The 25475-nt window shown below is 72.8% G+C and carries 27 protein-coding genes; 15 read left to right on the forward strand and 12 right to left on the reverse strand.

Features of this window, described 5'->3' with window-relative positions:
* Positions 1-212 precede the first annotated feature (212 nt).
* Complete coding sequence (locus AB0A94_RS34080) at positions 213-3002, forward strand: AAA family ATPase (protein WP_361750237.1); 2790 nt, start codon at positions 213-215, stop codon at positions 3000-3002.
* Positions 3003-3017: 15 nt separating this feature from the next.
* Here AB0A94_RS34080 and AB0A94_RS34085 read toward each other — a convergent pair whose 3' ends face one another.
* Together AB0A94_RS34085 and AB0A94_RS34090 are read right to left on the reverse strand one after the other, a co-directional pair.
* On the reverse strand, positions 3018-3869 hold the full coding sequence (locus tag AB0A94_RS34085; protein ID WP_106411686.1) for an MBL fold metallo-hydrolase: 852 nt from the start codon (positions 3867-3869) through the stop codon (positions 3018-3020).
* Between the two features lie 214 nt (positions 3870-4083).
* Positions 4084-5115 carry a zinc-binding alcohol dehydrogenase family protein gene (locus AB0A94_RS34090; protein WP_361750239.1) on the reverse strand — a complete coding sequence of 344 codons (1032 nt, stop codon included), beginning with the start codon at positions 5113-5115 and terminating at the stop codon, positions 4084-4086.
* Between the two features lie 159 nt (positions 5116-5274).
* Between AB0A94_RS34090 and AB0A94_RS34095 the strand changes: the two genes are divergently transcribed.
* Complete coding sequence (locus AB0A94_RS34095; RefSeq protein ID WP_361750241.1) at positions 5275-5631, forward strand: helix-turn-helix domain-containing protein; 357 nt, start codon at positions 5275-5277, stop codon at positions 5629-5631.
* Between the two features lie 33 nt (positions 5632-5664).
* Here the strand turns inward: AB0A94_RS34095 and AB0A94_RS34100 are convergent, their stop codons facing one another.
* On the reverse strand, positions 5665-6501 hold the full coding sequence (locus tag AB0A94_RS34100; protein ID WP_361750243.1) for an alpha/beta hydrolase: 837 nt from the start codon (positions 6499-6501) through the stop codon (positions 5665-5667).
* 165 nt (positions 6502-6666) lie between these two features.
* Entirely contained in the window at positions 6667-7431 is a 765-nt protein-coding gene (locus AB0A94_RS34105; protein ID WP_361750245.1) for an MBL fold metallo-hydrolase, read from the reverse strand.
* Between the two features lie 211 nt (positions 7432-7642).
* On the opposite strand from AB0A94_RS34105, the gene AB0A94_RS34110 reads away from it, so the two are divergent.
* Positions 7643-7819, forward strand: a complete 177-nt coding sequence (locus AB0A94_RS34110) for a hypothetical protein (RefSeq protein WP_198602410.1) — start codon at positions 7643-7645, stop codon at positions 7817-7819.
* A gap of 4 nt (positions 7820-7823) precedes the next feature.
* Here the strand turns inward: AB0A94_RS34110 and AB0A94_RS34115 are convergent, their stop codons facing one another.
* The 3 genes from AB0A94_RS34115 to AB0A94_RS34125 all read right to left on the reverse strand — a co-directional run bounded on the left by AB0A94_RS34115 (position 7824) and on the right by AB0A94_RS34125 (position 10562).
* Positions 7824-9509, reverse strand: coding sequence for an FAD-dependent oxidoreductase (locus AB0A94_RS34115; RefSeq protein ID WP_361750247.1), 1686 nt, complete (start codon positions 9507-9509; stop codon positions 7824-7826).
* Between the two features lie 87 nt (positions 9510-9596).
* Positions 9597-10208 carry a cysteine hydrolase gene (locus tag AB0A94_RS34120; protein WP_361750249.1) on the reverse strand — a complete coding sequence of 204 codons (612 nt, stop codon included), beginning with the start codon at positions 10206-10208 and terminating at the stop codon, positions 9597-9599.
* 75 nt (positions 10209-10283) lie between these two features.
* Positions 10284-10562, reverse strand: coding sequence for a hypothetical protein (locus AB0A94_RS34125; protein ID WP_106411681.1), 279 nt, complete (start codon positions 10560-10562; stop codon positions 10284-10286).
* A gap of 268 nt (positions 10563-10830) precedes the next feature.
* On the opposite strand from AB0A94_RS34125, the gene AB0A94_RS34130 reads away from it, so the two are divergent.
* Positions 10831-11202, forward strand: coding sequence for a hypothetical protein (locus AB0A94_RS34130; protein ID WP_361750251.1), 372 nt, complete (start codon positions 10831-10833; stop codon positions 11200-11202).
* Here AB0A94_RS34130 and AB0A94_RS34135 read toward each other — a convergent pair.
* Entirely contained in the window at positions 11199-11678 is a 480-nt protein-coding gene (locus tag AB0A94_RS34135) for an SsgA family sporulation/cell division regulator (RefSeq protein WP_361750253.1), read from the reverse strand. The genes AB0A94_RS34130 and AB0A94_RS34135 overlap by 4 nt on opposite strands.
* Positions 11679-12124: 446 nt before the next feature.
* Between AB0A94_RS34135 and AB0A94_RS34140 the strand changes: the two genes are divergently transcribed.
* A complete protein-coding gene (locus AB0A94_RS34140; protein WP_361750254.1) occupies positions 12125-14014 on the forward strand; it encodes a Na+/H+ antiporter NhaA in 1890 nt (629 codons plus the stop codon).
* A gap of 109 nt (positions 14015-14123) precedes the next feature.
* Here the strand turns inward: AB0A94_RS34140 and AB0A94_RS34145 are convergent, their stop codons facing one another.
* Positions 14124-14960, reverse strand: a complete 837-nt coding sequence (locus tag AB0A94_RS34145; RefSeq protein WP_361750256.1) for an alpha/beta hydrolase — start codon at positions 14958-14960, stop codon at positions 14124-14126.
* Between the two features lie 280 nt (positions 14961-15240).
* Here AB0A94_RS34145 and AB0A94_RS34150 point away from each other — a divergent pair, with 280 nt between their 5' ends.
* The 4 genes from AB0A94_RS34150 to AB0A94_RS34165 all read left to right on the forward strand — a co-directional run bounded on the left by AB0A94_RS34150 (position 15241) and on the right by AB0A94_RS34165 (position 18872).
* Entirely contained in the window at positions 15241-16179 is a 939-nt protein-coding gene (locus AB0A94_RS34150; RefSeq protein WP_361750258.1) for an NAD(P)-dependent oxidoreductase, read from the forward strand.
* A 165-nt stretch (positions 16180-16344) separates the two neighbouring features.
* The gene (locus AB0A94_RS34155) at positions 16345-17094 is read left to right on the forward strand and encodes an SDR family oxidoreductase (RefSeq protein WP_361750260.1); all 750 of its coding nucleotides are present in this window, start codon (positions 16345-16347) and stop codon (positions 17092-17094) included.
* A gap of 48 nt (positions 17095-17142) precedes the next feature.
* Complete coding sequence (locus tag AB0A94_RS34160) at positions 17143-17454, forward strand: putative quinol monooxygenase (RefSeq protein ID WP_361750262.1); 312 nt, start codon at positions 17143-17145, stop codon at positions 17452-17454.
* 224 nt (positions 17455-17678) lie between these two features.
* Entirely contained in the window at positions 17679-18872 is a 1194-nt protein-coding gene (locus tag AB0A94_RS34165; RefSeq protein WP_361750264.1) for an L-dopachrome tautomerase-related protein, read from the forward strand.
* 79 nt (positions 18873-18951) lie between these two features.
* Here AB0A94_RS34165 and AB0A94_RS34170 read toward each other — a convergent pair whose 3' ends face one another.
* On the reverse strand, positions 18952-19971 hold the full coding sequence (locus tag AB0A94_RS34170; RefSeq protein WP_361750265.1) for an alcohol dehydrogenase catalytic domain-containing protein: 1020 nt from the start codon (positions 19969-19971) through the stop codon (positions 18952-18954).
* Positions 19972-20020: 49 nt separating this feature from the next.
* On the reverse strand, positions 20021-20341 hold the full coding sequence (locus tag AB0A94_RS34175) for a hypothetical protein (RefSeq protein WP_361750267.1): 321 nt from the start codon (positions 20339-20341) through the stop codon (positions 20021-20023).
* Positions 20342-20631: 290 nt separating this feature from the next.
* On the opposite strand from AB0A94_RS34175, the gene AB0A94_RS34180 reads away from it, so the two are divergent.
* From AB0A94_RS34180 to AB0A94_RS34205, 6 genes are read left to right on the forward strand one after another with little or no spacing between them, the layout of a single operon-like run.
* Complete coding sequence (locus AB0A94_RS34180; RefSeq protein WP_361750269.1) at positions 20632-20967, forward strand: nitrile hydratase; 336 nt, start codon at positions 20632-20634, stop codon at positions 20965-20967.
* Positions 20964-21275 (forward strand): SH3-like domain-containing protein, encoded by a 312-nt coding sequence (locus tag AB0A94_RS34185; RefSeq protein ID WP_106411670.1) that lies wholly within the window; start codon positions 20964-20966, stop codon positions 21273-21275. Before AB0A94_RS34180 ends, AB0A94_RS34185 begins: the two co-directional genes overlap by 4 nt.
* Before the next feature lie 5 nt (positions 21276-21280).
* A complete protein-coding gene (nthA, locus tag AB0A94_RS34190; RefSeq protein ID WP_361750271.1) occupies positions 21281-21955 on the forward strand; it encodes a nitrile hydratase subunit alpha in 675 nt (224 codons plus the stop codon).
* On the forward strand, positions 21952-22827 hold the full coding sequence (locus AB0A94_RS34195; protein WP_361750273.1) for an aquaporin: 876 nt from the start codon (positions 21952-21954) through the stop codon (positions 22825-22827). The genes nthA and AB0A94_RS34195 overlap by 4 nt, the downstream gene beginning before the upstream one ends.
* 4 nt (positions 22828-22831) lie before the next feature.
* Positions 22832-23257 carry a hypothetical protein gene (locus AB0A94_RS34200; RefSeq protein ID WP_361750274.1) on the forward strand — a complete coding sequence of 142 codons (426 nt, stop codon included), beginning with the start codon at positions 22832-22834 and terminating at the stop codon, positions 23255-23257.
* Positions 23244-24332 carry a HoxN/HupN/NixA family nickel/cobalt transporter gene (locus tag AB0A94_RS34205; RefSeq protein ID WP_361750276.1) on the forward strand — a complete coding sequence of 363 codons (1089 nt, stop codon included), beginning with the start codon at positions 23244-23246 and terminating at the stop codon, positions 24330-24332. The genes AB0A94_RS34200 and AB0A94_RS34205 overlap by 14 nt, the downstream gene beginning before the upstream one ends.
* Before the next feature lie 21 nt (positions 24333-24353).
* On the opposite strand, the gene AB0A94_RS34210 is transcribed toward AB0A94_RS34205, so the two are convergent.
* The gene (locus tag AB0A94_RS34210; RefSeq protein WP_361750278.1) at positions 24354-25367 is read right to left on the reverse strand and encodes an aldo/keto reductase; all 1014 of its coding nucleotides are present in this window, start codon (positions 25365-25367) and stop codon (positions 24354-24356) included.
* Positions 25368-25475 lie beyond the last annotated feature (108 nt).

Here is a 25475-nt window from a genome sequence, read left to right on the forward strand (position 1 = left end):
TAAGTAACCTGACTGGTCTGCCGCCCGCCCGGGAGGCCCACCGGTTCTCCGGCCGTGTCCCGGCCCCGCGCTCCCGGCCGCCCGAGGTGCGGGGGGGCGTTCCTCGCGTATGCGTCGAAGGGTGCCGAGCGATGGCGAACCGCAGGAAACCAGTTGATAGTGTCGCGCCCTTAACGATCTTCGAGTCCTTCGGGACGCGGCTGGGAGGAGCCATGGTGACCGGCGGCGAGCAGGCCCCGCCGACGACGGAGATCTTCGGCCGCGACGCCGAACTGTCCCGTCTGCGCGACTTCGTCCTCACTCCCCGGCGGGAAGGGCCCCCGTCCCTGGTCCTCCTCGGGGAGGCCGGGACCGGCAAGAGCACCCTCCTCGACGCGGCGGCCCAGGAGGCCGCGGCGCACGGCAGACGCGTACTGCGGTGCACCGGGCACGAAGGCGAGCGGGAACTCGCCTTCGCCGCGCTGCACCAGATGCTGGCCCCCCTGCTGCCGGAGGCGGCCGGCCTGCCGGACGCCCAGCGCCGTGCGCTGCTGGGCGCCTTCGGACGCGCCGAGAACGCGCCGCCGGCGGCCGACGACCGTCCCGAGCGACTCCTGATCAACCTCGCCGCGCTCACCCTGCTGTCCGATGCCGCCGCCCGGCGGCCGGTACTCCTCGTCACCGACGACGCGCAGTGGACCGATGCCTGTTCCCTGGACGCGCTGGCCTTCGTCGCGCGCCGGGTGACCGGTGAGCCGGTGACCCTGCTGATGGGCGTACGGGGCGACACCGTGCCCCGGCAGTTCGGGACGGACCTCGCGCGCCTGCCGCTACGGCCACTGGATGACCGGGCGGCCGAGCGGGTGCTCGACGCCCAGCCCCACGCCCCGCGCGGCCCGCTGCGCGAGCGCGTCCTGCGGCAGGCCGACGGCAATCCGCTGGCGCTGGTGGAACTGGCCCGCGCCGGCGCCGGGTCCCCGTCACCCCGGCCCGGCGGACCGGCCGGCGCCCTCCCGCTCACCGAACGCCTGGAGAGCGTGTTCGCCGAGCGGCTGGCAGGGCTGCCGCCGCAGACCCGCCGGTTCCTGCTGTACGCGGCCGCCGCGGACGCCCCGGACATGCCGGCCGCCCTCCTGGCCGCCTCCGCCTCCGGAGGGCCGGACGCGTGGTCGGTGGCGGAGCAGGCCGGCCTGGTGCGGGTGGAGAGCGGTCGGGTCGTCTTCCGGCACCCGCTGGTGCGGTCGGCCGTCTACGGTTCGGCCTCCTTCGGGGAACGCCGGCAGGCGCACCTGGCACTCGCCGACCTGCTGAGCGACGATCCCGACCGGCAGGCCTGGCACCGGGCCGCCGCCACCCTGGTCCCCGACGAGGACATCGCGGCGGCGCTGGTGCGGACGGCGGGGCGCGCACGGCGACGCGGCGGTTACCGGGTGGCCGCCGCGGCCCTGGAGCGGGCCGCGGAACTGAGCCCGGACGGTCAGGCACGGGCCCGGCGGCTGCTGGACGCCTGCGACCTGGCGATGAACGCGGGTGAGCCCCTGTGGGTGGAGAAACTGGCGGGCGGGGTCGCGGCGGCCACCGACGACCAGGCGATGCTCCGGGCGGCCACCCTGTGGACTGGCTGGGCGCTCGCCGCCACCACCCGGCAGAAGGCCGCGCTGTCCCACCTGCTGCCACTGGCGGACGAGACGGTGGACCGGGCGCCGGACGCGGCGCTGGTCGCCCTCGGGCACGCCGCCATCATCGCCTACAACACCGGCGACGAGACCTACCGGCAGCGCATGCTCCGGCTCCTGGCGCGCATCCCCGTCGACGTGGGCAACGACCACGACCAGCTCTGGACCCGCGCCTGCTGCGACCCCCACGGGGACCGCGAGGGGCTGCTCGCGTTCCTCCGGGACTGTCTGGCGCGGTCCGAGCGGGACGCCGAGCAACTGACCGTGCTGGGCGCCGGCGCGTGGATCCTGGACGACACCACCGTCGCGGTCCGGCTGCTCGGCGAGGCGATGGAACGGCTCAACGCCGTGACCACGGCCGGGTCCAACGCCACCCTCGGGCAGGCGCTGGCACTGGCCCAGTTCGAGGCCGGCGCCTGGGAGGCTGCCTGGTCCTGCGCCGAGGACGCCCGGCGGGTCGCCGCCGAGAACGGCCTCGACATGGCGGGCCGCGCCGCGATGTACGTCACCTCGGCCCTGCTGGCGCTGCGCGGCCGGGCCGACGAGGCCAGGGAGATGATCGACCGGGCCGTGGCCGGGGTGGACCCGGCCCAGGGCCGCGCCCTCTGGGTCCGCTCACGCTGGGTCCGCGCGCTCGTGGCCGGCGCGGAGGGCAACCACCCACTGGAGTACGAACTGCTGCGCGGACTGTTCACGGTGGGACCCGAACCGAGCCCCGTGCACTACCACGCGTCCTACTACGCGCTCGGCGATCTCGCCGCGGCGGCCGTGCGGGTCGGCAAGCGGCGGGACGCGGCGGAGGTGCTGGCCGCGGCGCGGCGGCGGCTGGACGGCCGGATGTCCCCGCGGCTGCTGCTGCTCACCCGCCGTGCCGAGGCCGTCCTCGCCGACGACGAGCGGGCGGCGGAGCTGTTCGAGGCCGCGCTCGGCGACCCCGCCGCGGAGCAGTGGCCCTTCGAGCGGGCGGTCGTCCAGCTGGAGTACGGGCAGTGGCTGCGGCGCAGACGGCGTACGGGAGAGGCCCGCACGGAGCTGTCCCGGGCACTCACCGTCTTCGAACAGCTGAACGCGCGACCGTGGGAGGAGCGGGCCTCCGCCGAACTGCGGGCCTGCGGTGTCACCGTCCGCGGGGGCGACGGTGCCTCGCGGGGGATCGATCGGCTCACGCCCCAGCAGTTGCAGATCGCCAGGCTGGCGGCCACCGGCCTGACCAACCGGCAGATAGGGGAGCGGCTGCTGCTCTCCGCCCGCACCATCGGCTTCCACCTGTACCAGACGTATCCGAAACTGGGCATCACCAACCGGGCGCAGCTGCGCGACGCGCTCGGTGACACGGGGACGCCCTGAGGACGCCGCGGGAGGTCAGTCCCGCGACGGGAACTGGGCGGCCGCGGAGACGTACAGGGTGTACGGGTTGCCGCGGTCCCCGTGCGCCCGGTTCATCGCCCGGACCACGTCGCGGGCACCGGCGCCGGCCTCCACCGCCGCCTCGAAGTCGGTCAGGTAGCGGCGGGAGGAGGCGATGACGGCGGCGGCGTCCCGGTCGTCGGCGCCGGGGGGCTGGTGGCCGGCGACCAGCCGGGCCGGCCGGAGCGCCTCCAGAGTGTCCAGGGCCCCGAGCCAGCGCTCGCGCGCCCGGCTGTCGGTCTGCGCCAGCCACATGTGGATGCCGTTGTAGGCGACGTCGCCGCCCACCACGGCGTCGAGGTCCGGGACGTGCAGCACGGTCGACGGATCGGTGTCGCTCTGCCCGACCCGTACCGGCCTCAGCTCGTGCCCTTCCAGCTCGATGACGTCCCCCGTCAGCGCCCGGGGCGCCACGGGCCCGGCCGGCAGAGCCCCGGGGAACAGCGACTCCCAGTACGCCAGGACCGGCCCGGTGAGCTGCTCCTCGGCGTGCGGCACGACCTCGGGCAGCGCCACCGCGACGGCCTCCGGGAAGGCGTCCAGCACGACCGGCAGGCCGAGGAAGTGGTCGGCGTGGCCGTGGGTGACGTAGACGGTCGTGAGGACCTTGCCGGTGGCGCGGACGAAGTCGGTGAGGCGGTGTGCCTCGGCGACGGTGATGAGCGCGTCGACGAGCACGGCCTCCCGTCGGCCGTGGACGAGCGTCGCCGTACTGGCCGGCCAGGTCGCGCCCACGCCGCTGTCCCAGCCCGGTGCCGTGGCGGCGATGGGCTTGTAGTCACTGGTGAAGACGTCGATCGTCAGCATGGTGTTGGCTCCGTTCGTCGGCGGGCGGCGAGGCCGCGCGTGCCGGTCCGCCGACGGCGGACGGTGCGGTGACCGGGTCGTCCCCGACGGCCGCACACGGGGCGGTGGTCGAGGGGATACGGCGCGGGTGCGCAGCCTCGGCCACCCTAGGCACCGGAAGTGGAAGGACTGTGGAGTCCTCGCCTTTGTGGTGCCCAGGGCGGCCGGGGGACGGTCAGAAGCCGGTCATCGTGATCTTGCCGATGGCCTTGCCGGACTCCAGGACGCGGTGCGCCTCCCGCAGGTTCTCCGCCGTGATCTTCCCGAGGTCGGTGGTGGCCGTGGTGGTGAGGATGCCGGCGTCCACCAGCCGGGCGATCTGGTTCAGGATGCGGCCCTGCTCGGCCTGGTCGGCGGTCCGGTGCAGCGAGCGGGTGAACATGAACTCCCAGTGGAAGGAGATGCTCTTCGACTTCAGCAGGCCGATCTCGACCGGGCCGAAGTCGTCGATGGCCACGATCCGGCCGAAGGGCCTGACGATGTCGGCGTAGGCGGCCAGGTTCTGCTCCGTACCGGTGGTGCCGAAGACGAAGTCCACGCCGTTCGGGGCCACTTCGCGCACCTGCGGGGCGAGGGGCCGGCGGTGGTCGACGATGTGCGCGGCGCCCATCCGCCGGGCGAACTCGACGGTCTCGGGACGGGACGCCGTGCCGATCACCGTCAGGCTGGTCAGGGCGCGGGCCAGCTGGGAGACCATGGCGCCGACACCGCCCGCGGCGGCGGTGACCAGCAGGGTGCCCGACTGCTTCAGGGCGTCGGCGTACAGCCCGAGGTGTTCGAACAGGCCCTCCCAGGCGGTCAGCGAGGTCAGCGGCAGGGCGGCGGCCTCCGCGAAGGAGAGCGAGGCGGGCTTGTGACCGACGATGCGCTCGTCCACCGTGTGGAACAGGGAGTTGGCACCGGGCCGGTCGAGGGCGCCCGCGTAGAACACCTCGTCGCCGACCTGGAAGGACTCGACGTCGGCGCCGACGGCGACGACCGTGCCCGCCGCGTCCCAGCCGAGGACCTTGGGCTCGCCGCCCGGGTCGTTGCTCTGCCGGATCTTGTAGTCGACCGGGTTGACCGCGACGGCCTCGACCCGCACGAGCAGGTCGCGCGGCCCTGGCTGCGGCACCGGCAGGGTCGTGTCGAGGAGACTCTCCGCGTCGTCCACCGGCAGGCTCTTGCGGTAGGCGACGGCCGGCATGGTCTCGGGGAGCTGGCTCATGACTGTTCCTCCTGGTGATGTCACAGCGGACTGGTGATGTCACAGCGGACTTCCGCTGTGCCCGTAACGTAGCTCTGAGGAGGTAGTAACCTGCAAGGGATATTACTTCCCCAGGGGAAGTAAGCTGGTGGGAGAGGTAATTCAGGAAAGGGAGACCCCATGGTGACACTCTGCGAGTCCCAGCGGCACGACCATCACGACGTGTACGCCGCCCAGTGCCCGTGCCGAGAGGTCCTCGATCTCCTGGCCAACAAGTGGTCGGCGCTGGCCATCGGCGCCATGGAGGAGGGGCCGCAGCGCTTCGGCGCCCTGCAGAAGCGACTCGAAGGGGTGAGCCCCAAGGTGCTCACCGCCACGCTGCGCCGCCTGGAGGACCGGGGCTTCGTGGAGCGGACCGTCTACCCCGCGGTGCCCCTGCACGTCGAGTACGAACTGACCGCGCTCGGGCGCAGCGTGGCGCAGCCCCTGGGGCAGCTGCGCGGCTGGGTGGAGGAGCATATGGACGAGATCGCCTGACGGCTGCCCGCGGCGCGGGTACCCGGCTGCCGGTCAGCGGCCCAGGAACTCGTTGACCTCGCGGGCGAAGTCCTCCGGGTGCTGGAAGAGGAATCCGTGCCCGGCGTCGCTGTAGAGGACGACCTTGGCGTCCGGCAGCCGGTGGGACATCGCGTACGTGGCGTAGGCGTGGATCATCACGTCGTGGGCGCCGTTGGCGGCCAGCACCGGGAGGGTGAGCTCGGCCTGCCGGTCCCAGTACCCGCGGAAACCGCCGATGGCCGCGATCTGGCCGCGGAACGTCTCGGGACCCACCACGGCCTTCGACTCCCTCAGCCGCCGGTCCAGGCGGCGCAGGGAGGCCAGTCCGGCCGCCCGCGCCTTCTCCGTGTCCGGGTAGAACAGGTAGAGGAAGTCCTCGTCGTCGTTGGCTCCCTTGCCGGTGATCTGCGCGACGCGCTCCGGCGGCGTCGGCAGGTCGGGCACGCCGCCGGGCGAACTGCCGGCCACCACGAGCCGGTTCACCAGACCGGGCGCGGTCAGGGCCACGCCCTGGGCGACGATGCCACCCATCGACCAGCCCAGGACGTCGATGTCCTCCAGCCCCAGGGCGCCGATGAAGGCCAGGGAGCCGTCGACCAGGCCCTCCACGGTGGACGGCGGCTCACCGGTGGAGAAGTTGGTGCCGCGGTTGTCGAAGACGACGACCTCCCGCTCGGCCGCGAGCAGGTCCAGCAGCGCCGGGTCCCAGTGGTCGATCGTCCCGCGCAGACGCATGTGCATGACCAGCGGCCGGGTGCCGGCCCGTCCGAAGCGGCGGTAGGCGAAGCGTTCGCCGCGCGGCCCCGTCACGTACTGGGTCTCGGCCTGATCGGCCAGGTAGGCGGACATGGAATCTCCTGTCGGTTCGGATGGTGCCCGGCCGTGGGGCCGGGCGGTCAGGTGCGCCGGCGGACGGCCGGGCCGGGGCGGAGAACGCCCTCCCGCCGGCCGTACCACCAGCATGGAGCCGCCTTGTGGACACTTAGTGGGCGGCGCCTTGAGGAGGGGACGTCCCTACCGCCCGGCCTGTTCACGGGCCCGTGCGACCGCGTCGCGGACGGAACCGCGGTGCAGGGGCCCGTGGCCGGGCAGGACGGCGCCGGCGTCCAGTGACTCCAGCGCCGACAGGGCGTCGAGGGCGGTGGGCACATCGGCGTGGAACATGCCGGGCAGCGGTTGCGGACCGGTCTTCCGGGACGTCGGATGGGCCGTGACCAGCGCGTCCCCGCTGACCACGATGCCCAGCGAGGGGAGGTGGTACGCGCAGTGGCCGCCGGTGTGCCCCGGTGCGTGCACGGGCACCGGCGCGCCGGGCAGGTCGAGGGCGCCCGTCGTGCCGAACGCCCGGGGTTCGGCCACCGGCACGTGTGCCGTACCCCCCGAGCGGATGGCGTGCACCGCCCACGGCACCACGCCGGGGCGCCAGGCGTTGGCGAGCACCGCGCCGACCGACACCTGCTGCAGGAACTCGCGCCGCGCGTGAGGCACTTCACGCTCGTGCATGAGGACGGGAACGCCGTGCGCGGTGCGCAGCCGCTCGGCCGCGCCGATGTGGTCGTTGTGCGCGTGGGTGACGAGGATCGCTGTGAGACCGCCCGGCCGGACGCCCACGGCGCCGAGCGAGGCGACGACCCGGTCGTGGTCACCGGGGTAACCGGTGTCGATGAGAAGGGCCGCGTCGCCCTCCTTGACGATCACCCAGTTGGTGTTGCTCCCCGAAACCAGGAACACCCGGTCGTCGACGCGGACGATGCTCTCACTGAGCGGGACGTCGGGCATGTGCCCTCCTCCTGTCGGCGCACCGCACGCACACCGCGCAACCACGGTCGGCGGGCCCGCCGACCGGAAAACCGACACGTGTGTGCAGGGCGCATATGTATCAGCACATGTATCAAAGGTTGGGAGCTTGCCGTGCTTCCGGTGACACGACCAAAGTGAAACACGTATCTCGCTGCCCACCCATGGCAGTACGACTCTCACCGGGAGCACCATGTCTTCCTCCGGGGACCGCCTCGACCAGGCGGCCGACGCGTACGCGTCGCATCTGCGCGACTACCGTCAGTGCCGGGCCGGCGCGCGGGAGTGCCAGGCCGCGAAGTTCCTGCGCCGCGCGCACAACAACCTGCTGCGCGAGGCACGCAGGCGCTCCGGGGCGGAGCGCCGGTGACCGGTCAGACCCGGGCGGACAGGGCCAGGTACTGGTGCACCGACCGGACGGCGCTCGCACCGTCGCCGGCGGCGGCGGCCACCCGCTTCAGCGACGTGGTCCGCACGTCACCCGCGGCGAACACACCCGGCACGCTCGTCTCGTAGGGCAGCGGCGCACGCCCCGCGTCCCGCCAGCGGGGCCCCAGGTCCGTGTTCGACAGCGCGAGGTCGGTGCGGACGAACCCGTTGTCGTCCAGCGCCACCCCCGTCAGCCAGTCGGTGGCCGGCTCCGCGCCGATGAAGCAGAACAGGCCGGCGCAGGAGATCCGGCGCACCGGGCCGCCGTGCCGGGCCAGCGTCACCGCCTCCAGCCGCTCGGCACCGTGCAGCGCCGACACCTCGGTGCCTGTCAGGACCGTGATGCGCGGGTCTCCGAGGATGCGGTCCACCAGGTAGGCGGACATACGGGACCCCAGGTCGGCACCGCGCACCACCAGGGTGACCGTCCGCGCGTGGCGCGCGAGGTGCAGCGCCGCCTGTCCCGCCGAGTTCGCCCCGCCGACGACGGCGACCGGGGCTCCGGCCACCGTCTGCGCCTCCATGTCCGTGGCCGAGTAGTGGATGCCGCGCCCGGTCAGCTCGCTCCACCGGTCGACGGGCAGGGCGCGGTAGGCGGCGCCGGTGGCGAGGACCACGGCCCGGGTCCGGATCAGTGCCCCGTCGGAAAGGGTGACCACATGCTCCCGGGTGCCCGGCTCCAGCGCGACGACCGTGCACGGACTGGCGATCCTGGCGCCGAACTTCAGGGCCTGCACGGCGGCGCGCGTGGTGAGGTCCGCGCCGCTCAGCCCGAACGGGAAGCCGAGGTAGTTCTCGATGCGCGCGCTGGTGGCGGCCTGGCCGCCGGTGGCGACCGCGTCGAGCAGCACCGTCTCCAGCCCCTCGGAGGCCCCGTGCACGGCGGCCGCCAGCCCGGCGGGTCCCGCGCCCACCACGGTCAGGTCGGCCGTACCGCCGCCGGTGTCGCGGAAGGAGAGGTTCAGGCGCTCGCTGAGCGCGCCGGGGGTGATGCCTGTCAGCACCTCGGCCCCGATCGAGGCGACCGGCAGGTCGGCCGCGGTCAGTCCGGCGGCCCCGAGCAGGGCCGTCCCCTCCGCCGAGCCGTCCGGCACCCAGGAGTGGGCGACGCCTTGGCGGGCCAGGAAGGTGCGCAGCCGCAGGCCCTCGGCCGAATCCGGGTCGCCCACCATCCGCAGCGTCTGGGCGGTCGCCTGACGCAGCAGCCGCCGCCGGGCCAGGAAGGAGCGCAGAAACAGGTCCGACAGCTCGGTCTCCCGCGCCATCAGCAGCCGGAACGACCCGGCGGCCACCCGGTGCACGGTGCCCGGCCTGCGCACCCGTACCCGAAGGTGTCGGCGCTGACCGGTGAGCAGCCCGAGCTCACCGACGAACTGGCCGGGGCCGTACCGCAGCAGGACCTCGTCCCGGCCCGGCGCCGGGGACGGCCGCACCGCCTCCAGCCGGGCGCTGCCGCACAGGAGGAGGTCACCGCAGTCGTCCCCGACGTCGAACAGCACCTGTCCGTCGGCGACCTCCTCCGGCTCCGCGTACCGGACCGCCCGGGCGAGCTGCTCCTCGGTCAGCCGGACCGAGGCCAGGCCGACGAGGTCCTCGGGTCGGTCGCCGATCTCGGGAAAGGAGGTCGCCATGGAGGTGATCCCTTCGACGCGCGTCGCGCGTCTTGCTCGTGCTGTCGGGGAGGTGGGGCCGGTCAGGGGGACGGACGCGTCCGTGCCTCAGAAGTCGGCGCGGGACAGCAGTTCCTCGGTGGTGAGCACGTCGTGGGCGATGAGCGCGTAACGGTTCACCATCTGCTCGTAGGAGTCGGCGCCGCCGTCGGGCGCGGTGGCGTCCTTGACGAGGGTCACCCGGTAGCCCCGCTCCATGGCACTGCGGGCGGTGGACTCCACACACATCGTCCCGATCATGCCCGCCACGGCGATGTGCTCGATGCCGCGGCGCTTGAGCTGGATGTCGAGGTCGGTGGTGGCGAAGACGTCGAGGTTCTTGTGCGGGGCGATCGTCACGTCACCGGGGCCGGGCCGGAGGTCGGGGTGGAACTCGGCGCCCCAGCTGCCCGCCTCGAACATGCGGTTGTCGAACATCATGTGGTGGATGCCGGAGCGGTGCTTCCAGTTGTCGTACTCCTCTTCGGTGTAGGACATCGGCGAGAAGAAGGCGGGGTAGCCCTTGTCCCGGAAGCCGGCCAGCAGCCGCCTGAGGTTGTCCAGGGTGCCGATCCGCTCGAACTCCGCCTTGAAGCCCGGGTAGCCCTTGCCTCCTTCGGCGAAGACCTCATTGACGGTGTCGATCAGGACGAGACCGGTCGGGGCGGATGTACTGGTCATGTGGCTGTTCCTTTCGTTCTGCCGCACCGCGGCGGTGCGGACGGGCGGACCTGGGGGCCTGCCGCCGCCAGCGTGTCAGCGGGCGGCGGGAGCGGCATCGGTTGTTTGACTGCCGGCCGGTCCCACGCCGTATGTCTCCGCACCACGCGACACCTGGAAGCGGGCCCGGTGCGGTGCCGGGGGAGCAGTCGAGGCGGCCGGGGCCGTGGCGTTGGCCGTGGCCGCGAGGACCGTGAGCAGGGTGATGCCGCCCATGGCGGCGAGCTGCTGACGGGCGGTGGAGAAGCGGCGCGGGACGGCACGGCGGCCGGGGCCGTCGGGCGGCAGCGCGGAGAAGGCGGAGGGGGCGGGCACGGAAGGCTCCCGTCTGGTTGTCGACCGCCCCGTACCAGGGGCGGACGCGTCGGTGATCAGGGACCGAGTGAACCCGGGGGCGAATCACCGCGCTTCGGTCGATCGACCGGCGTTCCGGACCGGACCTATGCCCCTCGGCACGGGCACATGTCTCAATCCCCTCTATGCACACACGTGTGAGTTGGCGACCATGGACATGGCCTGGGCACACGTCCACGGAACGCCCAGGCCTCCTTCTCCCCCGGCAGCCCGACAGCAAGGTGGCCCCATGACGCGAAGCCGTACCCGCCACGTCCTCGCGAAAGCCGTCCTCGGCGCGGCCACCCTGGCCGGTCTCACCGCGACCGGCCAGCCGGCCTCGGCGGCCGCCTTCCCTTGGGGCATCTCCCTCTACACGGGCTCCGGCCTGACGGGCACGCAGACCGTCGTGGACCTCGACGACACCTCGTGCCACAACCTCTCCGCGCCCGCCCTGTCCGCCGTGGACGTGTCGGACTCCGACTTGTACGCCTACTACAACCCGGGCTGCCGCACCGGCTTGCCGGGACAGAGCGGCGACTCGTACTTCATCGTCGGCAGCCTGCACAGCGCGGAGTTCCCGCTGCCCGTGGTCAGTTACCGAGTAGTCCACAACAACTAGGCCGACCGTCCGCCGCGCCCCAGCAGGGCGACTTCCAGGGCGTCCCAGTCGAGCAGCCGGCTCTCGTGGCCGGCCGGTACCAGGGCGTACGTGGCGTCCAGCCACCGCCGTACACCGCTCAGCCCGGTCTCCAGGCACACCCGGCCCTCGGGACGCAGGAGGGTGAGGCGGAGGGCACCGGCCGTCCCGTACCGGTCGCCGACCGGCCGGACCCGGAAGTCGCCGACCCCGCTGGCGCCCCGCGTTCCCCGGTCCAGCAGTTCCCGGGACACGACCCAGGTCACGCGCAGGTCGGTCACCGGGTCCACGAAGAGGTCCAGGGCGACGGCGTAGGGATCGTCCAGGGTGTAGCGCAGGCGGCAGCGCAACGTGTCGGGACCCGTGGGGACGAACAGCCGCCGGACCGTCGTGACGAGGACCGGGGGAACACGGCCGTCCCGGGTCCCGGGGCCGGCGAAGGCACTTATGTCGCTCATCGGGTGCTCTCTCTCCCGTCGGGTGCGCGCTTTTCGGTCAGGTGCGCGTGTTCACGTCCCTCATCCTGGGCAATCCCCATCCGGCCGCGCATCGGTAGAACGACTGCGGATGAATCGGTGCGAACACCGGTCTCATGACGCACGCGGGGGCCGGGCCGGGCCGGCGGGCAAGGGGCTAACCTTGGCCATCGGCGGCGTCCGTGACGCCCCGGCCCGTCGTCCCGCCCCGCCCGCCGTGGCGGCTACGGAGACGACTGCCGGTCCGGCTCCCGGGCCCCGGCCCGCCCACCGCGGCGGCCCGCGGGCCGGCACCCGGACGGCGAGATCCGATCCGCACCGGCGCGACAGGGGCCCAGCCCGAGCCGTGCCCCTCGCGCGCGCAACCCGATGTCAGGGGAACACGTGAATAGCCTCCGCAGGCAGGCGTCCGGCCGCCGGAGAACCGTATGAGCACGCCCATCGATCCGTCCTCCCTCACCGGGCGGACGCAGTGCAGCGACTCCTCCCGGTTCCCGCTCCGCGACTTCCTGCGCACCGAGACCGGCAGCGCCGCCGTCCTGTCCGTTGCGGTGGTCGCCGCTCTGGCCTGGGCGAACGCGGCACCGGGCGGGTACGAGTCGTTCTGGCGGACGGACCTGTCCGTGACGGCCGGCGGCCACGGCGTCGTCCTGTCGCTGCGGGAGTGGGTGAACAGCGGCCTGATGACGGTCTTCTTCTTCCTCGTCGGGCTGGAGGCACGCCGTGAGTTCGACATGGGGGAACTGCGCGAACGCAGCCGGCTGACGTTGCCGCTGGCCGCGGGTGTCTCCGGCATGCTCGTACCCGTACTCCTTTACCTGGCCGTCAACGCGGGCCAAGGGACGGCGGGCGGCTGGGGTGCCGCCATGTCCACCGACACCGCCTTCGCGCTCGGTGCGCCGGCCCTGGTGGGGCGCCGGATGCCGGCCGCGCTGCGGGTCCTGGTGCTGACGGTGACCGTGGTGGACGACTTCGTCGCCCTGGTCGTCATCGCGGTCGCCTACAGCGACGACGTCGGCCTGCCCGCCCTGGCCGTCGCCGTCGGCGCCTTCGGTGTCGTCCTGCTGCTGCGGTCCCTCGGCGTGCGGCGCGGGGTCGCGTACGCGCTGCCGGCGGCCGTCGCCTGGCCCGCCCTGTTCTTCTCGGGAGTGGACCCCGTGGTCCTCGGCCTGGCCATGGGGCTGCTGACGTACGCGCGTCCCGCCGGGCGTCCCGCACTTGAGCGGGCCAGCGGACTGTTCCGGCTCTTCCGTGAGCAGCCCACCGCCGAACTGGAACGCTCCGTCCGCCTCGGGCCGGTCTCCGCGCTGTCCCCCGACGACCGTCTGCAGCGCATGTTCCACCCCTGGGCGAGCTACGTGATCGTCCCGCTCTTCGCCCTGGCCAACGCCGGCATCCCGATCACCGCCGGCCAGCTCGCCGACGCCTTCACCTCACCGGTCACCCTGGGCATCGTGCTGGCCTACGTGGTGGGCAAACCCGTCGGCATCATGGGGGCGTCACTGCTGGTCACCACCATCGGGCGGGGCCGCGTGAAGCTGCCCGTCGGCGTCGGCGCACTCGCCGTCGGCGGTACCGTCGCCGGAGTCGGTTTCACCGTCTCCCTGCTGATCGCGACCCTCGCCTTCGACGGCGCGGCCCTCCAGCAGGCCAAGATCGGCACCCTGACCGCCGTCCTGTGCTCCGTCGCCCTGAGCTGGGTGGTCAACGCGGTCCTGGCGAGACTCCCGCACGGCCTGCGGCTGCGCAGTGTCATCGGCCGCGCCGAGGCCATCGTCGACCTCGCGGTACCGGTCGACGACACCCGCGACCACGTACGGGGCCCGCGGGACGCGCCCGTGACGGTGGTGGAGTACGGCGACTACGAGTGCCCCTACTGCGGGCTGGCCGAGCCCGTCGTGCGCGAGCTGCTGGGGGACTCCGGCGACGTGCGCTACGTGTGGCGGCACCTGCCGCTCACGGACGTCCACCCCCACGCGCAGGCGGCGGCGGAGGCGGCCGAGGCCGCGGCGGCGCAGGGCCGGTACTGGGAGATGCATGATCTGCTGATGGCGCACCAGGGCGCGTTGAGCGGGCGGGATCTGCGGGGATACGCCGTCGAGGCGGGGCTCGACGTGGAGCGGTTCATGGCCGACGTACGGGCGGGAACGGGTGCGGCGCGGGTCGCTGAGGACGTGGACTCCGCCGATCTGAGCGGCGTGGCCGGCACCCCCACCTTCTTCGTCGACGGACGCAGGCACGACGGTGCCTACGACATCGCCGCGCTGTCGGCCGCCGTGCGCGCCGCCCGCGCCCGTGCAGCCCTGGACGCCGTGTGACACGGGCGTGGGCGCACACCGCGAGAGCCCTCCGGGCAGGTGTCCCGGGGGGCTCTCGCGACGCGCGTCCGACGGCGTTCCCCTCCCGGGGAAGGCCGCCGGCGCCGGATCATTTGGCGAGGAAGGCGAGGAGTGCCTCGTTGACCTCGGCGGCGTGGGTCCACAGCAGGCCGTGCGGGGCACCGTCGATCTCGACGTAGTCGGCGTGCGGGAGGGCCTTGTGGAAGGGGCGGGCGGTCGAGTCGATGGGCAGGATGTTGTCGGCGGTGCCGTGCAGGATCAGGGCCGGCACGTCGATCTTGGGGATGTCGGCACGGAAGTCGGTCGGCCAGGTCAGGGGCGCGGCGGAGGCGGCGTAAGAGCCACCGGCGGCGGCCGTGTTCCAGCTGTTGCGGACGGCCTCCTCGCCGATCCGGGTGCCGAGGTTGTCGTCCAGGTTGTAGAAGTCCCGGTAGAAGGCGGTGTAGTAGGCGTAGCGGTCGTTCTTGACCGTGTCGGAGATGTCCTGGAAGAACGCCTGGCCGGCGGCGCCGTCGGGGTTGTCGTCGGTCTTCAGCAGGAAGGGCTCCAGGGAGGCGAGGAAGGCCGCCTTGGCGACGCGGGCGGAGCCGTAGGTGCCGAGGTAGCGGCCGACCTCGCCGGTGCCCATCGAGAAGCCGACGAGGGTGACGCCCTGGAGATCGAGGGTCTCCAGGACGGTGTTGAGGTCGGCGGCGAAGGTGTCGTAGTCGTAGCCGGTGGTGGGCTGCGAGGAGCGGCCGAAACCGCGGCGGTCGTAGGTGATGACCCGGTAACCGGCGTCCAGCAGCGCGGCGGTCTGCTTCTCCCAGGAGTGTCCGTCCAGCGGGTAGCCGTGGATCAGGACGACCGGACGGCCGGTGCCGTGGTCCTCGTAGTACAGCTCGATGTCGGTGGTGTTCTCCTGGCCGACGGTGATGAACGGCATGGTTCTTTCCCTCCACGGTGGTCGGGCCGCGGGCGCGGCGCCGAGTACGGGTCCAGCTTCACGGCGCTCGGCGGCGCGGGAATCCGTCTAACGACTTACGGGCCGGGGCGGCGTGACTCACAAGGGGTCAGGGCCGGTGGAGCCAGGTACACACCCGGTCGGACACATGTGTTTCACTTTGGCGGTCCCTGTAGAACATGTATCTCGGGCTCCGGGGAACGGAGCCCGACGCAGCCGATGCCCAGGAGCCGGGTGCGACGACCTGTCGAGGAGTCTTCCCATGAGGCCGGTGGTGTGGATCCCGTACGAGCCGAAGGACCTGCCGGCGCTGCCCGACGGACTCGACTGCCATTACTGGGACGGCACGGACACCTGTCCCACGCCGCCCGAGGAGGTCCGATTCCTCACCGGTTTCCCCGGGGCGGGCGGCTACGAGACGCTGGTCGCGATGGTCTCCCGCGCCAGGTGTCTGGAGGTGCTGCAGGTCCTCAGCTCCGGCCACGACTACCTGGCCCCGCACCTGGGCTTGCTGCCGCCGGATGCCCTGTTGTGCACCGGGCGCGGTGTGCACGCCGAGGCGACCGCGGAGCTGGCGGTGACCCTGCTGCTGGCCTCGGCGGGCCGGATTCCCCGCTTCGTGCACGGGCAACGGACGGGCGCCTGGGCCCCGGCCGGCCGTTTGACGCTGCGCGGCAAGCGCGTGGTCGTCGTGGGGGCCGGAGCCGTCGGGACCGCCGTCGCGCGGCTGCTGGAACCCTTCGGCTGCGACCTCGTCCGGGTCGCCCGCTCCGCCCGGCCCGGCGGCGACGCACCCGCCGTGCACGCCGCACGGGAACTGCCGTCCCTGCTGCCCGCGGCGGACGCCGTGGTGCTGTGCGCGCCGCTGACCGAGGAGACCCGCGGCATGTTCGGCGCGCACCGGCTGGCCTCGCTCAAGGACGGCGCGATCCTGGTGAACGTCGGCAGGGGCGAACTGGTCGACACCGACGCCCTGACCCGTGAGGTGTCCTCCGGGCGGCTGCGGGCGGCGCTGGACGTGGTGGCACCCGAGCCACTGCCCGGCGCGCACCCGCTGTGGCGGCAGCCGGAGGCGCTGATCACCCCGCACGTCGGCGCGTTCACCGACGCCTTCGCGGAAGACTCCGCGGCCTTCCTGGTGAGGCAGCTGCGGCGCTACGCGGACGGGGCGCCCCTGCTGAACACCGTCGCCGTCGGCTGACCGCCGCACCAGGCCGCACCTGCCGTCCGGCTCACACGTATCCATGCCATGTGCGCACCTTATGGATATCTGCAAGAACAAGCATTGGCCTCATCGCCGCACCACGGCGAGAGTTGATACCGCCCCGCACACCGGCCCGGTGCCGGTCCCGTCGAAGGAGAAACCGTGAGCAGCACGTCCACCACCCCCGTCGGCGCCCCCCTCAAGCGCGCCGGCCAGCGTCTCGTCGTCGTCGGAGCCGGCTCGGCCATCGGACGCCGCCTCGCCCGGACCGCCTCCGCCGAGGGAGCCGACCTGGTCCTCGCGGGCCCGGACCTCGCCAAGCTGGAGAAGACGGCCGCCGAACTGCCGGGCACGGCCCGTACCGTTCGCTTCGACATCACCGACGAGGCGTCGATAGCGCACCTGGCAGAGGAGGCCGGCGCCTTCGACCACTTCGTGTCCACGGCGGCCGTACCGGCCAACGGGCCGCTGTCCGAACTCGTCCCCGAGGACGTCCAGCGGGCCTTCGCGGCCAAGGTGATCGGCCCCCTGTTCCTCGCCAAGCACCTGGCCGGACAGGCCCGGGAAGGCGGCTCCCTCACCTTCTTCTCCGGCGTGGCGGCCTGGCGCCCCGCCCCCGGGCGGACCGTGATGGCCACCACCAACGGCGCCCTCGCCTTCCTGGTCCAGGCCCTCGCCGTGGAGATCGCGCCACTCCGGGTCAACGCCGTGTCCCCGGGTATCGTCGACAGCGGCGCCTGGGACAAGCTCGGCGCGGACAAGCGGGCGTTCCTGGAGTCGGTGGCCGCGAGCAACCCGGCCCGCCGGGTCGGCACCCCCGACGACCTCGTCGCCGCGGTGCTGTTCGCCATCGACAACCCGTATGTCACCGGCACCGTCCTGCACGTGGACGGCGGCGGACGCCTGGCCTGACCCACCGGCCGACCCATTCCGACGGACCACCCCACTGAGGAGAAGCGCATGACCGACCGTCACACCGGACCCATCGTCCTCGTCGCCCGCATGAAGGCACGCCCCGGCAAGGAACAGGAGCTGTGGGACGCGCTGCCCGCCCTGGTGTCCGCCACCCGCCAGGAGGACGGCTGCCTCACCTACGTGCCGCACGAGGGGCTGGACGACCCCGGTCTGCTCGTCATGCACGAGGTGTGGCAGAGCGAGGAGCACCTGCGGGCCCATTCCGCCAGCGCCCACCTGCGGGCCTTCGCCGAACGGGCGGCGCCCCTGACGGTGAACGGCATCGAGATCGAGCGGCTGGCCGAGATCGAGCTCTAGGTCCTGTCGTCGAACTCCCGTCGTCCGCCCGGCAGGCGGGAGTTCGACGACAGGGCCTGGACCGTTCCGTTCGGGGACCGCGGGCTCCCGGCGGTCAACGGGCCCTGGCGCTCAGTCATTCGACGGAAGCGTGCCGGGGCCGCCCGCGGTCCACTGGACCGGTACCGACCGGCACCTCACGACCTCCGCGGTCACGAGGGCGACGAGAAACACTGGAGTCACCCATGTCCATACCCTCCCCCACCTCGCACACCGGCCCGGGCCGCAGGGCGGTCCTCGGCCTGTCCCTCGTGGTCGGAGGGGCACTGGCGGCCGGCGCCGCGCCGGCCGCGGCCCGCCCCGGCACGGGCGGCGGCCACCACCAGCCCCGGCTGGAGACGGTCGCGACCTTCGACGGCGCGATGCCCACCGGGGTCACGGTGTCCCGCTCGGGCCGGATCTTCGTCAACTTCCCGCGCTGGGGCGACGACGTCCCGTTCTCCGTGGCCGAGATCCGGGACGGCAAGGCCGTCGCCTACCCCGACCGGGCCGTCAACCGACCGGACACCTCGCGCCCCGAGAAGCATTTCCTCGGCGTGCAGAGCGTGGTCGTCGACGCCGCCGAACGGCTGTGGGTCGTGGACACCGGCCGCATCGAGTGGGCCGACGCACCCTACGGTGGACCGAAGCTGGTCGCCATCGACCTCGCCACCGACCGGGTGGTCCGCACCATCCCGCTGCCCCGCTCCGTCGCCGGGCCGCGCAGCTTCATCAACGACGTCCGCTTCGATCTGAGCCGCGGCTACGCCTACCTCACCGACGCCACCCCGGACGGCCCGAACGGCCTGATCGTCGTCCACCTGGCGAGCGGCACCTCCTGGCGCTGCCTGGACGACGCGCCTTCCACCCGGCCGGCGCCCGGGTTCGTCCCCGTGGTCGAGGGCCGCCCGTTGACGAACAGCCCGGACGCCACCACACCGGCCACGCCCGTCAACATCGGCGCGGACGGCATCGCGCTCAGCCCCGACGGTGAGTGGCTGTACTACTGCCCGCTCTCCAGCCGCCGCCTGTACGCGGTGCGCACCAGGGACCTGATCCGCGCGCGGTCGGACAGCGGCGCGTCCGCCGTCCCGGTCCGCGATCTGGGCGCCAAGGGCATGTCCGACGGCCTGGAGACCGACCGGGCCGGCCGCGTCTACGGCGGAGACCTGGAGAACAACGCCATCGTCCGCCGTGAACTCGACGGCACCTACCGCACCCTGATCCGTGACGAGCGCCTGGTGTGGCCCGACACCCTGTCCGTCGGCCATGACCGGCACCTCTACGTCGTCGCCAACCAGCTCAACCGCCAGGCCGCCTACAACGGCGGCGTCGACCTGCGGGTGAAGCCGTACGCGCTGTACCGCTTCCCCATCGGCAGCGGACCCGCCCGCCGCTGACCCGGCGGCACGACGACCGGTGGCCGTACCGGGCACCTCCAGGTGCCCGGTACGGCCACCGGTCGCGTGTGTCCCGCACTCAGGCGCCGGTGGTGAGCACCATACGGAAGCGGGCCCGGTTGTCCATCATGCGCGCGTACGCCTCGGCCGCCCGTTCCAGCGGCATCTCCTCGACATGGGGCCGGACCCCGGTCAGCGCGGCGAACCGCAGGGTGTCCTCGATGTCGGCCGCGGTGCCGCTGGGCAGGCCGGAGATCCTCTTCGACAGGTCGATCAGCTGCAACGGGCCGATCCGCATGGGTTCCGGGTCGACGCCCAGGACGACCAGTTCACCGTCCGGCCCCAGACCGTCGACGGCCGCCGACATCGTCTCCGAGTTGCCCGCCGTGGCGAGCACCGCGCGCGCTCCGCCGAGCGCCTGCAGGGCGGGACCCATCTCCTGAGCCGTGGAGTCGATGTAGTGGTGCGCGCCCAGCTCCTCGGCGAGCGCCCGCTTCTCCGCGCCCCGCGCGATGACGACCGTCTCGAACCCCATCCGGACCGCGAACTGGACGCCCAGGTGCCCCAGTCCGCCCAGTCCGAGGATCGCCACCAGGTCGCCCGGCCCCGCGCCCGAGCGGCGCAGGGCGTTGAAGGTGGTCACCCCCGCGCAGGCCAGGGGAGCCGCGTCCACCGCGCTGATCCCGTCCGGGATCCGGGCCAGGGCGTTGGCGGGGACGTTCAGGGCTTCGCCGTAGCCACCCGGGTAGGACCAGCCGGGGACCTTGAGTTCGGTGCAGTGGATGAAGTCGCCCCGGCGGCAGGGCACGCAGTGGCCGCAGTGGCCGCCGAACCAGCCGACGACGACCCGGTCACCGACCTGCCAGCCGGTCGCGTGAGCGCCGACGGCGTCGATCCGGCCGGCGATCTCGTGTCCCGGGGTCACCGGGTGGACCAGGCCGGGCACCAGCCCCTCGACCATCAGCGAATCGGTGTGGCACACCCCGCACGCCTCGACGGTGACACGTACGTCGAAGGGGCCGGGGTCGGGGACGCCGCGCCGGCCGGTGCGCAGGGCACCGGCCGGCTGGTCCACCAGGACCGAGCGGACAGATGACAAGACAGGAACCTCCTGTTGGTTGCTGAGGGGGGAAGCTGCGGTACGGCCTTCAGCCCAGGACCTCGATGGTCCCGGTCAGGGCGAGCGGGGTGCCGTCCGGCAGGGTGATGCGCGAGTGGACCCGGCCGCGTTCGAAGTCCTCCAGGTGTGTGATGGTGGCCCCGGACTCCTCCTTCCACGAGGTCAGGAACACCTCGGGACGGATCTCCGCGGAGGTGATGCCCACGGTCTCCGTGTGGCCGTTCGGTACCAGATCCCCGCCCTCGACGACGGTGAAGGTCATCCGCCCGCCGGCCTGGAACCGCATCTCCAGGGTGAGCCGTCCCAGATCGACGAAGATGTGCCGGTCGGCCACCTGATCCTGTGTCATGACATGCCTTTCCGTACGGACCCGTGTGGGTCCCCGCCAGAATCACGCGGCCCGGTGACGGGACCATCCGTCATCCGACGTACGGCCTCGAAGGCCGGTGTCCGCGCCCCCGGCCGGACACCACCGGGCAGGCGGCGGCGGGCGTTCCGGGGACGGTGCAACGGCACACCTTTCCCACTCACACATGTCTCACCCGGGCCGGTAGTCGTTTGACGGATGCCCGGCAACACCGGCCGCCCGCAAGCTATTCCCGGCAAACACGACAGAAGTCACCCAGTCAAGGAGGAGCAGTGGCCACCAAACGCGACATGATCGTGCGCCCCGCGCACGATCTGGGCGGGCTGCCGGCCGGACCGGTCGTCCCGTCCGACCACGAGATGACGCCCTTCGAGAAGAGCTGCCACGCGCTGCTCAACGTCCTCGCCGCGCACAAGCTCGTCAACACCGAGGAGAAGCGCCGGGGGGTGGAGGACCTCGGGGCCGAGATCATCGGCGAACTCACCTACTACGAGCGGTGGGCCGTCTCCGCGTCCAAGGTGCTGATCGAGAAGGGCGTCATCACCTCGGAGGAACTGGGCGCCAAGATGAACGAGATCCGGGACCGGCTCACGGAGGCCGCCGCATGAGCACCCGCTTCGTGCCGGACCAGAGGGTCCGCATCGCCGACCGCAACGCTCCGGGCCATGTCCGCACCCCGGTCTACGTCCGCGGCAAGGAGGGCCGGATCGAGCGCGTCCTGCCCCGCTTCCTCAACCCCGAGCGGGAGGCGTACGGCGTCAACGAGGGCGGCGAGGTCCGCCTGTACCGGGTCCGCATCGAGCAGTCGGCGCTCTGGCCCGACTACGACGGGCCGGCGGACGACGTCCTGGAACTGGAGATCTACGAGCACTGGCTGGAGCAGGTCGACGACCGCTCCGGCACGGAAGGACGATGACGTCGATGACGAGCGCCCACGAGACCGGCACCATCGACCACGGTGACCACACACACGGCGGCCCGGGCACCCCGGACCCGCACGCCCCCATCGAGACGGCCGCCGAGGAACCCGACTACTTCGACGTCCTGCACCAGGCCATCCGCGAACTCCTCGTCGACAAGGGCCTGATCACCGCGGACGAGGTACGCGCCATGGTCGAGACGCTCGACGCGCACCGGCCCGCCCTCGGCTCCGCCCTGGTCGCCCGCGCCTGGACCGACCCGGACTTCAAGGAACGCCTGCTCGCCGACGGCACGTCCGCGATCGAGGAGTTCGGCATCGACAACTACGACGGCACCAAGCTGATCGTGCTGGAGCAGACACCCGAGGTGCACAACCTCGTGGTGTGCACCCTCTGCTCGTGCTACCCGCGTCCCGTGCTCGGTCTGCCCCCGGACTGGTACAAGAGCCGCCCCTACCGGGCCCGCGCCGTCCGCGAACCGCGTGCGTTGCTGCGGGAGTTCGGCACGGACGTGCCCCAGGACGTGACCATCCGCGTCCACGACAGCAACGCCAACATGCGCTACCTGGTCCTGCCGATGCGCCCCGCCGGGACCGAGGGCCTGAGCGAGGAGGAACTCGCCGCCCTCGTCACCCGGGACACGATGATCGGCGTCACCACGCCCAGGCTGCCGTGACCGGGTTCCGCCGGCGGCCGGACGGCCCCACGGCGGCGGACACCCACGGCCCGCCCGCCGCGCCCGCCGCGCGGTGGGTGGTCCGGGGCCGGCCGCTGTCCTCGTACCTCGCGGAGGCGCTGGGCTCGGCCTGGCTCGTGCTGGCGGCGCTCACCGCGGTCTCCCTCACCATGCGGGCCGACGGCGCCTACCTCTCCTCGTGGCCGCTCCTGCCGCGCCTGGCCGTCGTCGGTGTCTCGGTGGGCGGCGCGGTGGCGGTGTTCGCCCTCACCCCGCCCGGCAAGGAGTCCGGCGCCCACCTCAACCCGGCGACCAGCCTCTTCATGGCCCTGCGCGGCGCTCTCGGCGTCGCCGACCTGATCGCCTACGGCGTCTTCCAGCTGACCGGTTCCGTCCTCGGGGTGCTGCTCGCCCGGACGCTCTGGGGAGAGCGGGTCACCGAGGTGCACTACGGGCTGATCCAGCCCGGCACCGGCTGGGACGGCCCCGTCGCGGTGGTCCTCGGTGAACTCCTCAGCACCGCCGTCCTGCTGTGGGTCCTGGCCGCCATGACCAGCCGGCCCCGGCCGCGCTCCACACCCTGGGTGCTCGGCGCCGTCGTCGCGGCGCTGATCACGTCCACCGGCTCCCGGACCGGGGCCAGCTTCAACCCGGTGCGCAACTTCGGCCCGCACGTCGTCTCGGGCGACTACCACCTGTTCTGGGCCTACATGCTGGCGCCCCTGGCCGGAGCCGCAGTGACCGCCTTCGTACCGGCCCTCCTGGGCGCCCCCCGGGCCTGGACCCACCGGGTTTGCTGCGCCCACGACATCCACCGCTACCACCTGCGCCCGCCGCGCTCGCGGCACCGCGTTCCCACTTCCTCCCGGTGATCCCATGCCCCACACCCTTAACGGCCCCGCGACTGCCGTCCCCGACCACACCGACGAAACCCTGCGCCGGCAGGCGCGCCACATCGTCACCACCCTCGACCTCCACGACGTGGAACTGGCACCCGACCTCGTCCACGCCCTGCTGCGCGCGGGCTTCGGCATCCAGGCCGACACCCCGGCCGGAGGCGCCCTGACCGGAGGAGTGGAGATCCGCTCCTGCCCCGAGCACTACGGGCCGGGGTCACTCCTCGTCAGCTGGGCCCCGCACGAGGCGGCGTACACTCCGCTGGACCCGCGCGTCACCCACGTCGAGGACCTCATGACGTGTGCGCTGCTGGACATCATGCGGGCCCTGGGCTTCCGGGCCAGGCGGCTGGGCGCCTCCTACTCGGTCCAGGTCCAGCCCTGGGGGTCCCGTGCCACGGACTGAGACGGCCACCCGGTCCGCCCGGACGCCCACGACCCACCGGAGCACAATCCTGCTGGTCTCCGCGATCGTCGCCGTCACCGTCGCCGCCTTCGCCGCGCTGGCCGGCGCCGTGTCCGGGCACCGCTTCTCCGTCGGCACCCAGGTCTTCGGCACCGGCCTCGGCCTGACGGCGTACATGCTCGGCGTCCGGCACGCCTTCGACGCCGACCACATCGCGGCCATCGACAACACCACCCGCCGGTTCCTGGCCGAGGGGCGGCCCTCGGCCCACCTCGGCTTCTGGTTCGCCCTGGGCCACTCCTCGGTGGTCGTGCTGCTCAGCCTGCTGACCGCCCTGGGGGCCCGCATGGCCTCCCGGCTGACCGACGACTCCTCCGCCGCCCACCAGGTCCTGGGCGTGCTCGGCACGTCCGTGTCCACGGCCTTTCTGTTGCTGCTGGGCGTCCTCAACCTGCTGGCCCTGCGCCGCATAGCGGCCCTGTACCGGTCCACGCGCCGGGGCGAGCACGACGAGGCGCGCCTGGACGAGGTACTGGACGACCGGGGACTGCTCTCGCGCCTGCTGCGCCGGCTGACCGCGTCGACCACGCGTCCCTGGCACCTCTTTCCGCTCGGCCTGCTCTTCGGCCTGGGCTTCGACACGGCCACCGAAGTGTCCCTGCTGGTCATGTCCGGCGCGGGTGCCGCCTCCGGCGTCCCCTGGTGGGCGCTGATGCTCCTCCCGCTCCTGTTCACCTGCGGGATGACGCTCTTCGACACCCTCGACGGCGCGTTCATGTCGGCCGCGTACCGGTGGGCGTTCGTCCACCCGCTGCGCCGCATCCACTACAACCTCACCACCACCGGCCTCTCAGCCGCCGCGGCCCTCCTGGTCGCCGCCGTGAACCTGGTGACGCTGCTGGGCGACGGCATCCCCGCCCTCGGCCGGGCCCTGCCCTGGCTGGTCGGCATCGACCTCAACACCGTCGGCTACCTGATCGGCGCCCTCTTCCTCACGGCCTGGCTCAGTTCCTTCCTGCACTGGAAGGCCGTCGGTGGACGGGCGCTGGCCCCGTCGCCGGACCCGGAGGCGTGAGCCGGCGCCCGCCGAGTGGACCTACCGCCCGGACACGGGCAGTTCGCCGTACTGGCCGCCGCGCACGCGCCCCGGCGCGAACAGCGCGCCGAGCGCGGCGACCTCGTCACCATCCAGGGTGAGGTCCGCCGCCGCGGCGTTCTCCCGCAGGAACTCCGCCCGTTTCGTGCCCGGGACCGGTACGACGGCGTGCGGCTGGGCCAGCAGCCAGGCCAGGGCGACCTGGCCGGGGGTGACCCCCCGCTCCCGGGCGAACCGCTTCAGTCCGTCAACCAGCCGCAGGTTGTGCGGCAGGTTGCCGGGCGAGAACTTCGGCAGGGTGCTGCGGAAGTCGTCACCGTCCAGGCGGGTGCCGGGACCGACCCGGCCGGTCAGCGCGGCCCTGCCGAGCGGGCTGTACGGCACCAGTGCGATGCCCAGTTTCCGGCAGAGCGGCAGGATCTCGTCCTCCACCCCCCTCTCCCACAGGGAGTACTCGCTCTGCGGGGCGGAGATGGGTGCGGTACGGGCCGCCCGGCGCAGCTCGTCGGGGCCGGCGTTGCTCAGCCCGAGCGCCGTGACCTTTCCCTCCGCGACCAGTTCGGCCATGGCGCCGACGGTCTCCTCGACCGGGACGGCCGGGTCGAGCCGGTGGCAGTAGTACAGGTCGATGTGGTCGGTGCCGAGCCGGCGCAGGCTGGCCTCGCAGGCCGACCGGACGTAGGCGGGGGTGCCGTCGTAGACCACCCGGCCGTCGTCCGAGGGCCGGGCGCCGAACTTGGTGGCGATCACGGCCCGGTCCCGGCGGCCCCGGACCGCCTCGCCGAGCAGTGTCTCGTTGTGACCGAACCCGTTGGTGTCCGCCGCCGCCCCGACGGCACCGTAGACGTCGGCGGTGTCGAGGAGGTTCACGCCCAGGTCGAGGGCGAGTCGCACGGTGGCGATCGATTCCGCGCGGTCGGCGGGGCCGTAGAACTGGGACATGCCCATGCAGCCGAGGCCGATAGGGCCGACGCGCAGGCCGCCGGCGCCGAGGGTGACGTGTGAGGTGTGCACGGTGTTGCTCCCGTCTGCCGCTGTGGAGCAGGGCGTGCCCGATCGGGCACGGGCATCGCGCCCGGGCTGGTGCGGGGGTCCTCGATGGATTCACCCACGACATAAAGC

This window comes from Streptomyces sp. NPDC044984 (assembly GCF_040646935.1).
GTDB lineage: Bacteria > Actinomycetota > Actinomycetes > Streptomycetales > Streptomycetaceae > Streptomyces.

Excerpts from the sequence above, each read along its gene's own strand:
- AB0A94_RS34080 (WP_361750237.1), top strand. The coding sequence starts at position 213 with ATGGTGACCGGCGGCGAGCAGGCCCCGCCGACGACGGAGATCTTCGGC.
- AB0A94_RS34085 (WP_106411686.1), bottom strand. The coding sequence starts at position 3,869 with ATGCTGACGATCGACGTCTTCACCAGTGACTACAAGCCCATCGCCGCC.
- AB0A94_RS34090 (WP_361750239.1), bottom strand. The coding sequence starts at position 5,115 with ATGAGCCAGCTCCCCGAGACCATGCCGGCCGTCGCCTACCGCAAGAGC.
- AB0A94_RS34095 (WP_361750241.1), top strand. The coding sequence starts at position 5,275 with ATGGTGACACTCTGCGAGTCCCAGCGGCACGACCATCACGACGTGTAC.
- AB0A94_RS34100 (WP_361750243.1), bottom strand. The coding sequence starts at position 6,501 with ATGTCCGCCTACCTGGCCGATCAGGCCGAGACCCAGTACGTGACGGGG.
- AB0A94_RS34105 (WP_361750245.1), bottom strand. The coding sequence starts at position 7,431 with ATGCCCGACGTCCCGCTCAGTGAGAGCATCGTCCGCGTCGACGACCGG.
- AB0A94_RS34110 (WP_198602410.1), top strand. The coding sequence starts at position 7,643 with ATGTCTTCCTCCGGGGACCGCCTCGACCAGGCGGCCGACGCGTACGCG.
- AB0A94_RS34115 (WP_361750247.1), bottom strand. The coding sequence starts at position 9,509 with ATGGCGACCTCCTTTCCCGAGATCGGCGACCGACCCGAGGACCTCGTC.
- AB0A94_RS34120 (WP_361750249.1), bottom strand. The coding sequence starts at position 10,208 with ATGACCAGTACATCCGCCCCGACCGGTCTCGTCCTGATCGACACCGTC.
- AB0A94_RS34130 (WP_361750251.1), top strand. The coding sequence starts at position 10,831 with ATGACGCGAAGCCGTACCCGCCACGTCCTCGCGAAAGCCGTCCTCGGC.
- AB0A94_RS34135 (WP_361750253.1), bottom strand. The coding sequence starts at position 11,678 with ATGAGCGACATAAGTGCCTTCGCCGGCCCCGGGACCCGGGACGGCCGT.
- AB0A94_RS34140 (WP_361750254.1), top strand. The coding sequence starts at position 12,125 with ATGAGCACGCCCATCGATCCGTCCTCCCTCACCGGGCGGACGCAGTGC.
- AB0A94_RS34145 (WP_361750256.1), bottom strand. The coding sequence starts at position 14,960 with ATGCCGTTCATCACCGTCGGCCAGGAGAACACCACCGACATCGAGCTG.
- AB0A94_RS34150 (WP_361750258.1), top strand. The coding sequence starts at position 15,241 with ATGAGGCCGGTGGTGTGGATCCCGTACGAGCCGAAGGACCTGCCGGCG.
- AB0A94_RS34160 (WP_361750262.1), top strand. The coding sequence starts at position 17,143 with ATGACCGACCGTCACACCGGACCCATCGTCCTCGTCGCCCGCATGAAG.
- AB0A94_RS34165 (WP_361750264.1), top strand. The coding sequence starts at position 17,679 with ATGTCCATACCCTCCCCCACCTCGCACACCGGCCCGGGCCGCAGGGCG.
- AB0A94_RS34175 (WP_361750267.1), bottom strand. The coding sequence starts at position 20,341 with ATGACACAGGATCAGGTGGCCGACCGGCACATCTTCGTCGATCTGGGA.
- AB0A94_RS34185 (WP_106411670.1), top strand. The coding sequence starts at position 20,964 with ATGAGCACCCGCTTCGTGCCGGACCAGAGGGTCCGCATCGCCGACCGC.
- nthA (WP_361750271.1), top strand. The coding sequence starts at position 21,281 with ATGACGAGCGCCCACGAGACCGGCACCATCGACCACGGTGACCACACA.
- AB0A94_RS34200 (WP_361750274.1), top strand. The coding sequence starts at position 22,832 with ATGCCCCACACCCTTAACGGCCCCGCGACTGCCGTCCCCGACCACACC.